A 16,411-nucleotide genomic window follows, 5' to 3' on the forward strand; every position below is an offset into this window, starting at 1 on the left:
GTTCGGCTCCTGCTCGAACTTCACCAACTGGTTGTCGACGGTGTCCAGGCTCTCGCTGGTCTCCGTCAAAAACTCCCGCAACAGATCATCCATGAAAACAGGCCTTCATACAGGGCGGGCACGCACGAATTGTGATGCGCCTATTCGGAATGGGGCCAGCTTCACCGCAAAGCGTTTAATATTGGTTGAGTATGTGCAAAAGAACGGAACCAACAAAGAGATAAGGCGCTCCGGACAAGCCGAAGCGCCTCGTAAAGATTTGATTAAGATGCCGAGCGGGCTGCGCGCGTTTACGAAGCGGTAATGATGATGGCTTCGCCTTCCGGCTTGAGCGTCACGGTGAGACCGCAGGCCTGCGCCAGCAGCCGCGTATAGTAAGGCTGGATCGCATGCGCATCCGCAGCAGGGCCGCGCTCGCCGCTCAGCAGCTCGGAGATGTTCTGCGGCAGGCGCGCATTATGTCCGGTCGCGGTGATGCGGAAGCTCATAGTCTCGCCCTCGCCGATCGGGTCGATCGTCAGCATGCCGCCGCGCGGGATCGTGTGCTGGGACACGACCAGCATGTTGAGCAGCAGCTTGACGCGATTCTTCGGCAGCAGGAGCCGCGGCAGATTCCAGGTGATCGAGCACTTGCCATCCTCGATGTGGCCGCGCGCCATGGTCTGGGCATCGCCGAGATCGATCTGCGCGCCGGAGGAGCCGGCGGCGCCGAAGGCGAGACGGCAGAACTGGAGCCGGGCGGAGGCGGTCTTGGCGCTCTTGCGAATGAGGTCGAGCGCGAATTCGCGATCTTCCGGCTTGGGATCGTCGTCGAGCACTTCGAGCCCGTTGACGATGGCGCCGACGGGGCTGATGAGATCGTGGCAGACCCGCGAGCACAATAGCGCTGCGAGTTCGAGCATATCGGGAGCAGTAGCGGTCGCGGGCGACGAGGCGTCAGACATATAAAGGGGTCCTGGAGGGTTCCTGAAATGCACGGCGCTGGACGCCGCGAATCACGCATGCTTGACGGATGCTGCGGGTTCTAACATTCGCCAGCCCGTGGCAGCTAGCTTGCGATAGGTTCGAAGCGGCCATAAAGGGCGGCGGGCGAATCAACTGAGGGGGACGAGACTTGCTGACGAATGAGGCACACAGGTGAGGATCATCGACGCCGAGGCCGCATCCCGGTTGATGGAGCCGCTCACCGCGCTGGTGGTGAAGGCGGGCGAGGCGATCCTCAGCGTCAACCGCGCGGCGATGCGGATCGACGGCAAGCAGGACGGCTCGCCGGTCACCGAGGCGGACCTTGCCGCCGACCATATCATCGCGGACGGCCTGGCCCGGCTTGCGGGCGACGTTCCGACCCTCTCGGAAGAGCGGACCGAGCTCGCCTCGCCCTCGTTTGATGGCAGCTTCTTCCTGATCGACCCGCTCGACGGCACCAAGGAGTTCGTCGCCGGTCGCGACGAGTTCACCGTCAACCTCGCTTTGGTGACATCAGGCGTGCCGCTGCTGGGCATCGTCAGCGCGCCCGCGCTCGGCCTGCTCTGGCGCGGCATCGTCGGCCGCGGCGCCGAGCGCGTGAGCTTTGACGGCGCTACCATCGGCGTGGCTGAGCCGATCCACACCCGCAAGCTGCCGGCGCAAGGCGAGCCCTGGATCGCAGCGGTGAGCCGCTCGCACGGCGATCCCAGGAGCGAAGCGTTCATCGATAACAGGCCCAACGCCGTCAGGCGGACGGTCGGCTCGGCCGTGAAATTCGGCCGGATCGCGGAAGGCAGCGCCGACATCTACCCCCGCTTCGGGCCCACTTGTGAATGGGACGTCGGGGCCGGCTCTGCGGTCGTGACCGCGGCCGGCGGCAAGGTGACCGACGGCAAGGGCGGCGAGCTCCGCTTCGGCGAGCGGCACGCCAGCGGCTTCATCATCCCGGAGTTCATCGCCTGGGGCGACCCGCGGGCGGCCAAACTCTGAAGGCTGCTACTGACCGAGCCTGTCCTGAAGGGCGGGCCAGCGTTTGCCGACCTCATAGAGGAACCGCTCGGGATTGGCGGCGAAGGCGTCGCGATTGGCTTCCCGGCTGAACAGATAGAGCCGCTGCGCCACGATCGCGAAGAAGCGGGGATTGCCGGCGACGGTCACCCCGCGGGCGATATCGGCGGGGTCGTAGCCGCCGAATTGCGGCCCATAGATTTCGGGATAGGCCAGGAAGGAAGCGCGGTTGCCCTCGTTGCGAAAGCGCCAGACCGCACCCCAGAGGTTCGCCTCGAACTCCGCCGTGCCCCGCAAGGCCCGGCCATCGACGAAATAGGCGACGGGGTCGAACCCTTCGATGGCGACGCCGGTGAAGCGGTTGACGACGACCCGCTCGGTGGTGGCGGCCCCGGCCGGCGTGACCGGGCCGGTGACCCATAGGCCCGACAGCAGGCAGACGAGGAGGCCGATCAAGGCAATTCCGGGGCGCAAAGGGCTATCTTCCTGCCGTTGTGCCGTCATAGTTGCTGCGGATAACATCCGAGTCGAGGGGACATCCGGCGCAACCTAGAGCCTCGCCTGTTGGCGTCAGGTTAAGGAAGCGACCGGTTTCGGTACCAGGGGTTCTTTTATGACTTTCGCATCACGCCTTGCTGCGCTCGCGCTTGCCGCGATGGTCGGCTGGATCGTGCCGGCCTCGGCCCAGCAGGCGCCGCCGCCCAATCTGCCGCCGCCGCAGCGGACCCCGACGCCCAGCACCTACGGGCCGGATGAGCTCGTCGGCGCCGGGCACCGTTTCTTCGGCAACGTCTCGCGCGGGCTCGCCTCCATCATCGAGAAGGCGATCAGCCAATGGGGCCTGCCCAACGGCTATATCCTGGGTGAGGAAGGTTCCGGCGCGTTCGTCGCCGGCCTGCGCTACGGCGAAGGCACGCTCTACACCAAGAACGCCGGCGACTTGCGCGTCTACTGGCAGGGCCCCTCGCTCGGCTTCGACTGGGGCGGCGACGGCGCGCGCACTATGACGCTGGTCTATAACCTGCCCGCCACCAACGCGATCTACCAGCGCTTCGCCGGCCTCGACGGCTCGGCCTACATCATCGGCGGCTTCGGCATGACGGCGCTCACCGCCAACAACATCGTGCTGGTGCCGATCCGCTCCGGGCTCGGCCTCAGGCTAGGCGCCAATATCGGCTATCTCAAATACACGCCGCGTGCGACCTGGAACCCATTCTAAGGTTTTCCTCTCCCATCGGGCTTACGGATCAAGGTTAACGACAGGCCGGGGCTGGCTTTTTGCCGGGCCGCCATGGCATGGTCGTTGGTGAATTTTTCCTTAAGCTTGGGAGTTCTGCCCCATGGTCGAACCGATCATGTACCTGGCGATCGGTTTCCTGCTGTCGATGCTGTGCGGGCTCGCGATCGTGCCGCTGGTGCATAACCGCGCCGTGCGCCTGACCACGCGCCGGTTAGAGGCCGCAACGCCGCTGTCGATGGCCGAGATCCAGGCCGACAAGGACCAGCTCCGGGCCGAATTCGCCATGTCGGCGCGGCGGCTCGAGATGAGCGTCGACCAGCTCAAGAACAAGACCACGAGCCAGCTCGCCGAGCTCGGCAAGAAGAGCGACGCCATCAACCGCATGAAGATCGAGCTCGGCGAGAAGAACGCCACGATCTTCGCGCTGGAGGCGCGCGAGAAGGCGGTGAAGGAGCAGCTCCGCGCCACCGAAGAGGAATTCAACGCCAAGACCGAAGCCTTGCGCGCGGCCGAGAACGCGCTGACCGACAAGCAGAACGAGCTCGCCAAGATCAACTCCGAACTGTCCGACCGCTCGATGATGGCGGAGAGCCGCCAGGTCGAGCTGGTCGCGGTGCGCGCCCAGATCGAGGAATTGAAGAACCGCGTCGGCGATGCCGAGAAGGAATTTGCCACAACCCAAGCGCGCCTCGCGCAGGAGCGGACCGAATCCGAGACCGCCTCGCGCGAGCTCGGCGATGCCCGCGGCCGGGTCGAGAATCTGAGCCAGCGCGTCACCGAGCTCGATCGCCAGCTGATCGGACAGGTGAAGGAAGCCGAGATGCTGTCGGGCCGCGTCGCCGACCTCGAGGGACGGCTCGCGACGCAAGGCAAGCTGCTCGCCGAGCGCGACTATGAGAACAACCAGCTCCGCCAGGCCCATGAGGGCGATGAGCGCACCATCAAGGAGCTGCGCGTCCAGATCGCCGCCTTGAGCGGCGGCAAATCCTCGGCCGCCATGGAAGCGCTGCGCGCGGAAAAGACCGCGCTCGAGGAGCAGCTGCGCACCGCCCGCGACGAACGCGCCAAACTCCAGCGCGACATCAACGCGATCCAGCAGCAGGCGGAAAGCTCCTGGGCGACCGAGCGCATGGAGAATGCGCTGCTCCGCGAGCGCATCAAAGACATCGCCGCCGAGGTGGCAAAACTCGCGATGCAGCTCGAAGGCCCGAACTCGCCGATCGAGGCGCTGCTGGCGGCCGAGGCCGGCCAGCCGCCGAAGCCGGCGCCACGCCCGGCCAACGACGCCGCGACCAACGGCGCGGCCGCAGGCAGCCTGCCCGAAGGCGGCGGAACGCTGGCCGAGCGCATCCGGGCGCTGCAGGCCCACGCCTCCCGCGCCCGCCAGCAGGGCGCGTAAGCGGCCCGAAATCCGCCCTCCCTTGCGAATTTGCGCGACCGGCCAAGGTTTTCCGCCCCCGCGGCGCCTGGAAACTTGACACCTTAAGCCCGCACTTCTAAATCGCGGGCTCCGATGCGCCGGCCGGCCGAACAGGTCCGGCCGTCTGCATGATGGTCCCGGGCGCATAGCTCAGCGGGAGAGCGTTCCCTTCACACGGGAGAGGTCCAAGGTTCGATCCCTTGTGCGCCCACCATTTGCAGCTAAAATTCAACTCCGCTCCCCTGTGGTGTGCCCCGCAAAAACCAGGGCACAACCGGGGCATATCGGGCGACCGCGTGCAACGACTCCGGGCGGGTTCATAGCCACACGTACGTTGTTGAGGACAGACCCACCGATCTCGCGACCATTTGTCATCACCCGGTGAGCACTGGACCGGGGAAGTCGGTCTTCATGCGGTGGGAGAAAACTGACGTGCCACTGAACTGTCATCCAGCAGCAGTCAGAGTGTCGGGGGTTTTGTACGCCAAGTGGCGCGGGTGGAGCAACGGACTGTCGGCGGAGCTGGTCGGGGTTCCGCAGCCGATCGTCCATCGCGGTGAGGTGGAGGGCGTAGGCCGCGGCTGGGCAGGTATTCCAGTGAGGTGTAGGTACCACGTCAACTCAGAGAATATTCTGTATCGAAGTTGATCTCCCCGCCGATACCAACCCATTGTTCCTCAGCTTTCCGCAGGTCGGTGAGCTTATGTATCTGCGGGAATTGAGGCAGGCACCGCGAACCGGTTCAGAATCGGGCGCAGCCGGACCGTTCTTTTGTATTCATTGATAGTTTAGCACCAAGCGATTTGACCCGATCAAGGCCCAACTCCTCCGCCGTTTCCGCAACATTATGCGGCTGGCAGGGACGATTTTCAACAATGAGCGTCGCGAGCGTGATGCGCTGCCTCTCGTCTCCCCGGTATCCACCGAGCTTGCACGAATGTAACGGTCGAGGTTTTGGGTAGCGTCCTTGTAAGTGGCGGCAGTTATCACCTGTGACACCAAATCCAACACCTAAAGGGAGCGCGCCTCTTCGTTGCTGCCGAAAACCGGAGTCGGTATTGAAGAAGTTCTCCCCACCATACGAGATGGCAACTGCCGCCCCCGGCTGGGACCGGAATGGCCCGCCTGACCTCGAAGAGCGGAACGGTCAGTCTTCGGTTGTCCTTCTCGATCAACACTTCGGGTATGAACGGATGTGTGAATAATTCTGGGCCGCGATCAGGTCGCCGAGATAATACAAGATCGCTTGGGTCGTACGTGGCCTGAAGGAGAGCTCGATTTCGAGGAGCCACAATTGCCTTACAAACGTCTGGAAGGTGACCATCGCACATAGGTCACGGCCACATTTAGCAGTGTCACGATCGCATGAGTTTCCGGAAAGTCCTGGCAGCCGGCCTTGAAGCGGTCACGGTCCACCTCCATCGCGTCACAAATATCGGCGTCACGTTGACGGGCTCTTGCTCGACACTTGGCCGCGGCTTCGGCTGGGATTCGTTGCTTTTTCTGCAGCGGAAGCGAGTATTCTTGTAGCAAGATCAGCTTCACCAATTCCTTCGGAAATTTCATTGGTTGAAATATTGAACAATGCTGGACGGTAGCGGCTGCTGCATTTCCTGGGCGAAAGACGAATAATTTAGGTTGTTCATCGTGAATGAGGTGAACCAGCCATTCTCGTTGACGGTCGGGTTGACATTATATGTTGTGAGCCCGAACGGATCGAAATTGAACGACGACTGGTGGGCACGGCTGCGACATCTCCGAGCCAACTGACAGGCAGCCGGTTTGCACGCTCAAAGTGAGGCTGGCGCACGTCCATCCAGGAGCATTGCTCCGCATTGACCAAACTTCGTAACTCCCAAGTTACGAGCAACCGCAGCGCCGTTTTTTTGCGTTTCCACATAGAGTCACGATGAACAAGAGCGCGCGGTCCTGGTTTAATGCCGCAAGACGTCGCTATTGAAGGGCCACTCGATCGCAGCTTCGCCGTCGACCATCTTCCGCGGTGCCTAGCAAGCGCGTAATGGTCCTCAGCGACGCAGTTCGTGCTGAGCGTTTGCGGTCGGATTTTACGAGCTGCAAAGGAGTCATACGTCGGCACAGATTTGCGCGACGATGAAGACGGACCACTCATTCGGAGGAAAACTCCGCGAACCTGACGCACATGATATCGACAAATCCCGAACACTCCTGTATGGAGGTGCACAATATTAGGCGCACTACCTGAGAGCGTGTCACATAGTTCTTTCTGTTTCGAGTCGCCCGTACACGACGGGCTTTATGCTTTTCAATGTGAGCTGGCGCGAATGCTTAGTACCCGAGCCTGTTTCACTGGCTTGCCAGCAAGCTCCATCGATTGTGTAAGGGAGATGACGCGATGACTGTGCGCGAGCAGCTATTCACTTTGTTGCGCAATCTTCGATGGATCATCGTCCTGTCGGTGGCCCTCTCAGTATTGCTCTACCTGCCGGATCAGATTCAGGAGCTCTACCGGATAGCCGCCGACGACCTCGGTTGGGTGACGTTCAGGGAGTTTGCTGCCTTGGCCGTGATCGCCATAATCATCTGGGCAAGCGCGTTTCAGCTCACAACTGCGTCCTTAGCTCAAATTCCGAACCCTACGGGGCGCCTTGCCTTCTATATACGACTTGCTCCCGTCCTGCTTGGAGCACTTCCGATCATCGCCGCCACAGCAGGCCAATTCGCATCACGTCCAGCGCAAAAGATTGGCGAGGTCGAGGAAGTCGGCAGCATCTTCCGCATTCAAGACCAGGCGCTCGCGTTTGAGCGGAACATGCTCCTCATTCTCGCAGTCGCCATGCTGATCATGTTGGTCTGTTTCTTGGCATTTGCTTGGCGAATAGGATCAAGAAATCGCACGATTGTTCTCGCGAGCCGCGCCAACAACGCTTACTTCATCCGTTATAGGTTTCTCGCACTCTCGATCTCCGGCATCGTGCTGTTGACAGCAGCATTCCTCCTGCTTCCGGACAAGCTCGCGCAATTCCTCGGATCGTTCGGCGTCATCGCTCTCTTTGCGGTTTGCATCGTTGGTCTCACGGTCCATTTTTCTCTCTTGACGATCAGATTTGCGTTTCCGTTTATTCCGCTCGTCTTTGGCGGCTTGTTTCTGCTTGCCTCCTTGTTGGGAGGTGATGACCACGAACTGCGTACCGTGTCGGAAGCCAACCGGCAGCCGGAAAAACCGCGAATGTCAGCAGCCGCCGCGTTCCGCGAGTGGCTGTTGCAAAAACCGCGTGTGGAAGAAGCCAAGAGGCTCGGCGAATATCCCGTCTTCATTGTGGCGGCTCAAGGCGGAGGGATCTATGCCGCCAATAATGCCGCGCGGTTTCTTGCACGGCTGCAGGATCTTTGTCCGGCATTTCGCCAGCATCTGTTTGCAATCAGCGGCGTGTCCGGGGGCAGCGTCGGTTCGGCAATCTTCGCCGCGGCGCTCCACGCCGAAAATGCGCCCCTTGATTTGAATACCGGCGACGCCAAGACATGCCCAAAAATTGCTGATTTCCTGGCAGGGGTTGGGCGGGTCCAAGATCTTGATGCGCCTGGCCGGGTCGAGCAGCGCGTTGCCAGCGTTTTGGCAACCGATTTTCTGTCTCCCTTGGTCGCCGGCTTTCTATTTACTGATTTCACCCAGATGTTTTCACCATTGGCGATTCCTGCCTTCGATCGCGCCCGCTTTCTCGAATACACTTTGGAGAACGCCGGTGACAGGATGCTCGGCAGCCAGAAGGCGAGTAACATTCAATCCAATCTGCTCAGGGCCGACTTTCAGTCCCATTGGGCGCCCGACAATAACATGCCGGCCCTGTTATTTAACACCACGGACGCCGGAAGCGGCAAACGGGCCGTCATCTCTCCCTTTGATTTCGATCCTCTGCACCCGAAAGACACCGACCTGTGTGTTCTCGCGGCCCTCGAACGTGAGGGCACTGCTGCCGACCAAACGGTCAAAAGCCACTCGCTTCATATTCCGCTCAGCGCAGCCGCATTCACGAGCGCGCGATTTCCGTGGGTGACCCCGGCGGCGACGGTCTCGGTCAAAAATGACTGCATAACCTCTCATCCGCAGGCGCGGTTGGTGGACGGCGGATATGTGGAGAACTCTGGCATTGAGACCGCGCTGGATCTGATTGAGAAGCTTAACGCCATCAAAGGCACGTCCGATGCGCCGAAATTTCGGATTTATCTACTGTCCCTCGTCAGCGGGCAATTCGGTGATCATGGGTCGTTCATGTTCGGTGAGCTCATGGAGCCGGTACGCGCGCTTTTAAGCACGCGAACCTCCCGAACCTATGTCGCGCTCAATCATGCCACCAGCATCGACCGTGAGCCCGCCGCCGAGGTGACGCCCAGTGTTCAGCGCTTTCCCACGTTTGGCCGAACGGACATCACAGGCTTGTTTTACAGCCTTCCACTCGGCTGGACGTTATCCCAGAAGACAGAGGATATCATCTCATTGAGCAGCGGCCGCTTCTGGGACTGCGTGCCGAAGGACGACTTCGATCAGTCGCGCGAAAGGCAGAGCAATGCTGACTGCCTGCAGGTGAAGTTATTCCATCTCCTGAACGGTTCTGTCGCGACCGCGTTTGAGACCCTTAGAGATGCCAAACTTGCACGGGCTGCCTACGCCGACGAGCTCGCGAAGGGATATCAGCCAAGTTCAAAGATCAAACCGCAGCCCCTACTTGCTTGTTATGAGAGCAATTGGTTGCAGAAGCGCGGTTTTGAAGACTATCAGGAAAAAGTCGCCGCCTACGAGCATCAGCTGAGCGAATCGCGCAAGGACCATTCGCCAGCCCCTCCACCAGTTGCGCCCTATCGCAAGAGCTATATGGCTTATTATCAGGCCGAGCAGGTCAAGGCTTTGTTGCAAGAATGGGATCGGGTCGCGGAGACGGACCTCCATATCCTGGCCTATATCATGGGATCCGTCTCCTACGACAGCGCCGACTTTACTCGCAGCAGCGAGAATTTTTCCTACAGCGCGGTTTCTCAGCTCCCGCAGAAATGGCGCGATCGCATTGAGAAGAATAACGCAAGGCTTTTGGCCGCCAACAAGCCCGCGGTCGACGTGAACTCTTTGCTTAATCATCCCAAGGAACTTGCCGATTTCGTGCTCGCTTACGAGGGCAACGACTTCGGCAACCAGCCCGGAACGGATGACGGCTGGCTGTTTCGGCCGCGAGGAATGTATCAATTGGTCGGCCGTGAGCAGTATCAGGAAGCGCAGAATCAAATCCAACAATTGGGCGAGCTACAAGGACTTGATCTGCTGACGCTTCCAGACGCGCTACGGGATGCGAAGATCTCGGCCATGGTCACTTTCGCTCACTTCCGATTGCACCGGTACAAGGACGACCGGATACCCCCGCCCGACAATCGCCGAACGCTGTTCGAGTTGCTCAAGGATCGTGCGAACGATTGGACGGAAGTGCGCGCCTTGCAAACGGACATGGCGCATCCAACCGACCACGCGCGGGTCAGGGCACGCAGTGAGATGTTCCTCAGCTGCATCGAGGAAACGTTGCATCCGACGAAGCTCAAGACTTTGCAAAGCCAGCTCTACGGTGAGGAATGAGGGTTTGATCCGGTCGCCAATTCGCAAAGCAAGGCGCGTAGCGACCCGATCATAATTGTTCGACAATCAATGTTTCATCTTCGGTCTTACAGGGGGGTCCAATGATCGCGAGGGGTCAAATCAAGGGGGTGCTGCGTCCGCGAGGGCTTGCGCGCTTGTTAGCGGCGGGGGTGGTGTTCGCCGCAGCTTTGCAGGCAGGAACGATGTCGGCGCAAGCGGCATCAAAGCCTCTTGCGCCCAATGATGTATCCATTCTCTTTCCACCGCCGAAGTCGGCGGCCGACCTCGCGAATCTGATTGCCGTATCCGATCTCGCCGGCCCGTCCGCGTCGCCGCAGCGGCTGTTCTCGGATGCAGACTTCGCACGCTTTATCGACAACGCTGAAAATCCAGAGCACCCAAGCGTGCCAGATTCGGGGGCACGGCACATTCAATTCCCAGATGCTGTGAAAAAGATCGAGGCATGGTTTGTGGCCGGCATTCGAATCGATCCGGGCGCGCCAGGATTGTCGCCGGAGATCATCTCCCAGTTCGGCCGGCAACCACAAATTCGCCTGATCATTCAGCCGGTGACCAACGGGCCTGATGGCTTCAAGGTCCATGACACTGCAGGCCACCTTATCTTCAGCTTTAGCCTCGACCCGGACGCGCCACTAGGCGGTTGCGCGCCGTTCCCACGATTCAAACCGGACGACGAAGCATTCAAGGCGATCGTTCGGGATGTGGCGACCTTGCGCGATCAGCTTGGGGCCGGACATTTTGGCAATGTCAAGGTCTCCACTGCCGGTGATCTGAACGTGCATCCGGGTCTTGTAGGGGCATCGGCGAAGTCGTTTCGAGAGGCGCTCAAGGCTGTGATTGAGAAGCACCTCTCACCCCAGCGCCTCAACACCATGGCAGTGATGGGCATCGCACCGCCCGAACCCTGGATTTTCGTGTCGATGTTAAGGGTCCCGCAGGCAGGCTTAATAACGGTGCCCGGCCCGACACTTGATGGCATGCACGCGGCACAAATGTTCAGCGCTATCGGCGGAAAGCACGTGGTCCCGCAACCGGGCCCGAATAATCAAAATCCGATCACCTGCCGGCACGCGGCATTACAAAATCCCCCCTTGCCCCAAGCTGATCGTAAGGGTGTTTCGACCTCCGAATTCATCGACGGCAACGTGCCTGACAGTCGCATCATCGAGATCGTCAATACCATTGCCGATCCAAAGAAGAGCCACTTCTTCAATACCGATTGTGTGAGCTGTCACACCGAGACGGCACAACCACTCGTCAGGAAAATTCCAAGTTTCGCGGTCCCTGGCGTGAACCGTGCGGTCTGGCCGAAGGAAGACTGGAATGTTCGCAATTTCGGTTGGTTCCCGTCGTTTTTGCACGGCGGACCGGCAGCTGCGACGATAACCAGGCGCGCGGCAGCCGAGACGGCCGACGTGGTCGCCTTCATCAACAGCCAATTGCTGAACAAGTAACAGATGCCGTCGCCGTTTCCGGTAGCCTGCCGGGACGGCTGGGCGCACGAAAGATGATGGAGTCCTTGCTATGGGGAGACCTTCTTTGGGCTCTCGGCTTTTTTCCCGCGCGACGCGCTGGCCTCATATCACCAGCCTGTTATTGGCAATCGTGGTTGTCGTGATCGTCGCGACGGGACTGGTGTATTTCGCGCCTGAAAGGATTCGCGTTGCAGCGCTTAAGATCAAGAACGATGCCAATCTGGCCGCTCAATTGCTGCCCGCGACCCTGCCGGAGCCGTCAAAAATTGAAAGCGCTTATTGGCTGCCGCAAAACTGGAGCGCCCGCCAGCGTTACTGGTTTCACCACACGTCGCAGGGGACAGCGACCATCCCTGTCCCCTATCAGTGGTTTTTGGCCCTTGAACGCCCCGAGCTATCCTTCTCATACACGAGCTTGACGGATGAGAATTACCTCCGCCGCCTAGGCTTCATTCCAAGTCCTGGATCAAAAGACTTCAATGGTCTTGCCCCCACATACGGTTATCACGACGACGCGCGGAATAAAGACACAGCGAGTCCCGGCTGGACTCCAAGCGCGCCCGAGAATCCCAATGGTTTGCCGGTCGGCCTTGCCATTCTCAAGGGCGATACCGATCCCACCACGGGCGCCCAGTATGAAGACCAGATCGGACTCACCTGCGCCGCCTGTCATACGGGTCATCTCGAATACAGGAATGTCAGCATACGGTTCGACGGCGGGCCGGCGATGGTCAATCTTGGCGAGGTTGAGAGAGCCATTGGGCTATCGATCGGCTACACGCTGATCTTGCCATGGCGTTTCGAGCGTTTCGCCAGCAAGCTGGAGCAGATCAAAGGGGAAAGCGTCGATCGAAAACAGCTTCGAAGCGATCTTGAGCTTGCGCTGCGAAAAATCAAGAATGAAAAGGCAGAGACCGATCGTCTTTTGAGCGGACAGGGCGTGACGGATCTCGATGAAGGGTTTGGTCGACTTGATGCGCTGAATCGGATCGGCAACCAGGTTTTTTATAGCAACTTACTAGATCCCGCGACAGGCCAACTGCGGGATCCACTGCTCAAGGGCAACTTCGCACGCCACGATGCGCCCGTGAGCTTTCCGCCGATCTGGGACACGCCGTATTTTCTGTGGGCGCAGTATGACGCCTCTGTTCTCAACGAACTTGTTCGCAATTCAGGCGAGGCACTGGGCGTCAGCGCGAAAATCAATATGACAGCGGCCGCTCCCGGACGACCGCTTTTTACCTCCTCTATACATTTAGCCGACATCGCGCGGTTCGAAGAGCTTCTGCGCGGCACCGATCCCTTTTCGACAGGTGGTGCAGGCAGTAGAAAATTCACCGGTCTCCTGGCCCCCCGATGGAAGGACGCCCAGGCGAAATTCCGCGGTGACGACGCCTGGGCGATCGATGAAAAGCTCGCTGAGCAAGGTCGCGATCTTTATCGGGCTCACTGCTTTGAATGCCACCGAGGCCCGGTCAACGATGCTGTCTTCGACAAAAAGTGGCCGAAAGACTCGTTCTGGAGCGAAGAGAATCCCGATCGTTCCGCCAAGAACGAGAAGAATTGGATGGAGATCGGCGGACGGCATTATTTCAACGTGGTTCAGATGCCTGTCTCGGCGATTGGTACAGACCGTCAACAATCCGACGTTCTCACGAGGCGGCGCGTGCACCTGCCGGCGTCGCTCGGACTAAATCCCGTAGATGACCTCAACAAAGCCGGAGGTTGCGGCCTTCTGGCCGACAAAGGGACAGATCCTCTTTTTGTGCTTGCACTCATGGATGTGGTTGGCAAGACCATAGAGCAATGGATGATTGCCAAGGGCACTTCTGAAGAAGCCAGGCGGGAGATGTGGGGCCCGAGGAAGAATTGCCAGAACCGGCGCGTTTATGTTGAGGCAAATGCGAGCCACGACGGCAAAGGCGAAGTCGTTCTCGCCCTTGAGCCTCAGTACCGGGCGCGCCCATTGGATGGTGTTTGGGCAACGGCTCCTTATTTACATAATGGGTCCGTTCCCACATTGAGCGACATGTTGGTGCCGCAAGCCCAACGTCCGACGTCATTTTGCGTAGGCAATCGTGCGTTCGACCCGGTCAAGGTCGGGCTCGTTACGAAAGCGAAGGCGGCCGAGAGCTGCGCGGCCGGCCTGACGAACTTTGATGTGTCGCTGCTCGGCAACAGCAATCGCGGACATTCCTTCGAGGGCAAGGAGACCGACTTGACGAAACTACCGCCTGGCGTGATCGGACCAGAATTGACCGAACCCGAGCGCCGAGCGCTTGTGGAGTATCTCAAGACATTATGAGCGATGCTTTGCCCCTGGGCCCGTGTATCGGCGCTCCCTACGGTCGACCTTCAGCCGAGGCGCGCGTCGTCAGCGCCCAGGGCCGTCCGCAGATTTGCCGCCTGCCCCGCAACCGCCAGTAGCTCAGCGCCTCCTTCCAGCGCAATCGATCGCCGTGTACGAGCCGCGAGTTCGTTCACCGAGACCAGAGCTCAGTTGCCGCAACCTAGCCGATCTTGGCCGGGCCAGCCAGGAGGCGCTGGTGCGCGCCCTGCAGTTTTAAGCTCAAAAACCTGTTCATTTCCGATATCTACGCCCCAGGTAATCAGTTTTTACAACATTTAGTGGCAGACTGGAGAGGTTAAGGCAGCGATTCGCCTCGCCCTTCTTTGGTACTGCGTCCAACATTTGCGGGATGATTGAGCCCAGGGGGACGGATGGACAGGGATACTCAGGCAATCATGCGGGCTGCGGAGAGAGTGGGTGCCAAGGACGTTACACCGCAGGTCGCCGCCGAGTTCGCACGGGTGCTGCGCGAATCTCTTGGTCTCAAGGAGGATGGTCACTTACGCCTTAGAGATGACCTTCCAGATGGTGACGGCGTAGTTAGCGGCAGAAAGACCAATGGAAAAATATATAAGTCCATAACAGAATATTTGTGCCTGCCGAAATTGCGTTAGACGGCCCGTCGCACTCGACTGTTTCAATATCGATCCGTACTCTCGTGCGACGATCTCAATAAGGCGAGCGCCGATGTAAGTATCTTTGACATAGTGCAGAATTGCGTCTCTGTCCTCAGGGACGAGATCCAAGGAGCCGATCTTTCTAAGCAGAGTCGCAAACTCCGCTGCATCTATTTCGGTCTCAGCGCGGATACGCGATTCCAGAGCAGCCTTGATCCGGCCAGTGAAGTCGGTTTCTTGCAGATAGAGCTGAGCATAATCCGGGCTGTCCAAGCCCGGCCCCCAGGTCTGGTAGATTCGGGCGGCTGCGAAATAACACAGGCCACAGAGAAACATTAGCATCCACTGATGTGGAAACCTCAAATCAAAGCCCCAGCTCTGAACGACATTGATGAACCAAGTGATGACGGTGGCACCGTAGACATACACGAAGAGCGTACGGGAGCCGATTGTGTCGAGCATACGTCGAATGAAAAACCAATCGTTCGGAAATGCATTCATTTCCGGCTGATGACCGTGACAACCTTTTTCACGGCTCCCTGTTCATTGTCCAGAGACATTGCACGAATCATCGGTCCAAGCTTCTTCGGGAGATATTTCTTTATGTAGTCCTTCGCGCGGGCCTTGCGCGCGTTGTAAGTAATCTTAGTGAAGAACTCATCGAGAATACTGTCCAGCTCCCGTTCGATATGCTCCATGATTGCCCGTGAGCTAGCCATACTGCGAGCATCGTTTGCAGTGTAGACCAAGGTCGCGCCAGACGACAGCGAGATAGTCACTTCGAACTCGATCGATGACGGATCCCTGCCCATCGCGAGCATCATTTTTCGCAGGCCCTCGTCGAACGTGCCTTTGATCAGGATCGTTGACTCGTCCCGCGACATGACCTGCATGGCAGGAACATGGCTTCGGCAGCGCTCAACAAGTCTCGCATCCGACTCGAGTTCGTCCTTAATTCTTTCCAGGACTTCGAGAATGTTATCTTCTGACATGCCAATGGGCATGACGTCAGCAAACGGCATGATGTGTCCTCAATACTTCAAATTGTTAGACGTCAAGAGATCGACAAGACCGGAGTTTTTGCAGCAGCCGAATTCTAGTCTGTAGCCTGCGAATTTCCTGGTCATAAAGAACCGCTCTTAGCAAGGCGCCGCTCCTGAGCTCATCAGCCTGTCAAACAACCGATGCCATGCGAACCAGGCAAATATGTTGCTTTACGAGGTGACAACAAGTACGTCTGCGGTGGGACGTTCAGGGTTCAGCAACTAAGGAGGTCGCGCGACAAACCAGGGGACCTTTGTGGCCTCATAAACTTAAATCGGAGATGATTGAGTTTGGTCAGCATAGTAGCGCAGTCGGTCAGCATATTTTCATCGACTTATGGCAGCACCGTGAGGAATTCCGGCGGTTCTCCGTTTAGAATCGAAGCAGTGCGTCGATGCAAAGAGAGCGATTGATTGGAAGCGACCCGCCTGGCACCGCCTTATGTCAATTCTTGCTCAACGAGGCATCACGTCAGCTGTGCTCTTCTTGCCTTGCCGGCGAGCTCGTAAATGAAAGACAAAGTGAGATCTAGATGTGAAGAGAGGAAGAAAGCGTGTGCCGACGAGCCTTGGCCGGACGTCTAGCAGGCTGTTGAAGAACTCAGCCGCGTTCGCAAACGAAGCCTGAATCGTCGCCATTGTGTATGTAGAAATGGCCGACGAGCCTGCCAGCAG

Annotated in this window: 12 protein-coding genes and 1 tRNA gene; 7 read left to right on the plus strand and 6 right to left on the minus strand. The window is 59.1% G+C overall.

From position 1 onward, the window contains the following. Window positions 1-290: 290 nt before the first annotated feature. A complete protein-coding gene (chpT, locus tag GGD61_RS39255) occupies window positions 291-944 on the minus strand; it encodes a histidine phosphotransferase ChpT (RefSeq protein WP_026202749.1) in 654 nt (217 codons plus the stop codon). 229 nt (window positions 945-1,173) lie between these two features. Here chpT and GGD61_RS39260 point away from each other — a divergent pair, with 229 nt between their 5' ends. Next, the gene (locus GGD61_RS39260) at window positions 1,174-1,956 is read left to right on the plus strand and encodes a 3'(2'),5'-bisphosphate nucleotidase CysQ (RefSeq protein ID WP_092260834.1); all 783 of its coding nucleotides are present in this window, start codon (window positions 1,174-1,176) and stop codon (window positions 1,954-1,956) included. Window positions 1,957-1,962: 6 nt separating this feature from the next. Here the strand turns inward: GGD61_RS39260 and GGD61_RS39265 are convergent, their stop codons facing one another. Further along, window positions 1,963-2,448, minus strand: a complete 486-nt coding sequence (locus tag GGD61_RS39265) for a YHS domain-containing (seleno)protein (RefSeq protein WP_092260794.1) — start codon at window positions 2,446-2,448, stop codon at window positions 1,963-1,965. Window positions 2,449-2,587: 139 nt separating this feature from the next. On the opposite strand from GGD61_RS39265, the gene GGD61_RS39270 reads away from it, so the two are divergent. From GGD61_RS39270 to GGD61_RS39280, 3 genes are all read left to right on the plus strand, one after another. Continuing rightward, window positions 2,588-3,193, plus strand: a complete 606-nt coding sequence (locus GGD61_RS39270; RefSeq protein WP_018322430.1) for a DUF1134 domain-containing protein — start codon at window positions 2,588-2,590, stop codon at window positions 3,191-3,193. A gap of 121 nt (window positions 3,194-3,314) precedes the next feature. Continuing rightward, window positions 3,315-4,613 (plus strand): hypothetical protein, encoded by a 1,299-nt coding sequence (locus GGD61_RS39275; RefSeq protein WP_183232434.1) that lies wholly within the window; start codon window positions 3,315-3,317, stop codon window positions 4,611-4,613. A 160-nt stretch (window positions 4,614-4,773) separates the two neighbouring features. Then, window positions 4,774-4,848, plus strand: a tRNA-Val gene (locus tag GGD61_RS39280). A gap of 1,085 nt (window positions 4,849-5,933) precedes the next feature. Here GGD61_RS39280 and GGD61_RS39285 read toward each other — a convergent pair. Further along, complete coding sequence (locus GGD61_RS39285) at window positions 5,934-6,200, minus strand: hypothetical protein (RefSeq protein ID WP_183232435.1); 267 nt, start codon at window positions 6,198-6,200, stop codon at window positions 5,934-5,936. Between the two features lie 808 nt (window positions 6,201-7,008). On the opposite strand from GGD61_RS39285, the gene GGD61_RS39290 reads away from it, so the two are divergent. The 3 genes from GGD61_RS39290 (at window position 7,009) to GGD61_RS39300 (ending at window position 14,031) form a co-directional block, all read left to right on the plus strand. After that, entirely contained in the window at window positions 7,009-10,230 is a 3,222-nt protein-coding gene (locus GGD61_RS39290; RefSeq protein ID WP_246786204.1) for a hypothetical protein, read from the plus strand. Between the two features lie 101 nt (window positions 10,231-10,331). Continuing rightward, window positions 10,332-11,705: a hypothetical protein gene (locus GGD61_RS39295; RefSeq protein WP_246786205.1), complete on the plus strand. Its 1,374-nt coding sequence runs from the start codon at window positions 10,332-10,334 to the stop codon at window positions 11,703-11,705. A gap of 85 nt (window positions 11,706-11,790) precedes the next feature. Then, window positions 11,791-14,031 (plus strand): cytochrome c, encoded by a 2,241-nt coding sequence (locus GGD61_RS39300; protein WP_246786206.1) that lies wholly within the window; start codon window positions 11,791-11,793, stop codon window positions 14,029-14,031. Between the two features lie 545 nt (window positions 14,032-14,576). On the opposite strand, the gene GGD61_RS39305 is transcribed toward GGD61_RS39300, so the two are convergent. The 3 genes from GGD61_RS39305 to GGD61_RS40290 all read right to left on the minus strand — a co-directional run. Beyond that, window positions 14,577-15,194, minus strand: a complete 618-nt coding sequence (locus GGD61_RS39305; protein WP_183232437.1) for a hypothetical protein — start codon at window positions 15,192-15,194, stop codon at window positions 14,577-14,579. Then, window positions 15,191-15,715 carry a hypothetical protein gene (locus GGD61_RS39310; protein WP_183232438.1) on the minus strand — a complete coding sequence of 175 codons (525 nt, stop codon included), beginning with the start codon at window positions 15,713-15,715 and terminating at the stop codon, window positions 15,191-15,193. The genes GGD61_RS39305 and GGD61_RS39310 overlap by 4 nt, the downstream gene beginning before the upstream one ends. A gap of 477 nt (window positions 15,716-16,192) precedes the next feature. Further along, window positions 16,193-16,411, minus strand: a 219-nt coding sequence (locus GGD61_RS40290) for a hypothetical protein (RefSeq protein WP_210311352.1), incomplete at its 5' end; no start/stop codon positions are given.

It is taken from the genome of Bradyrhizobium sp. SBR1B (assembly GCF_014198205.1).
GTDB lineage: Bacteria > Pseudomonadota > Alphaproteobacteria > Rhizobiales > Xanthobacteraceae > Bradyrhizobium.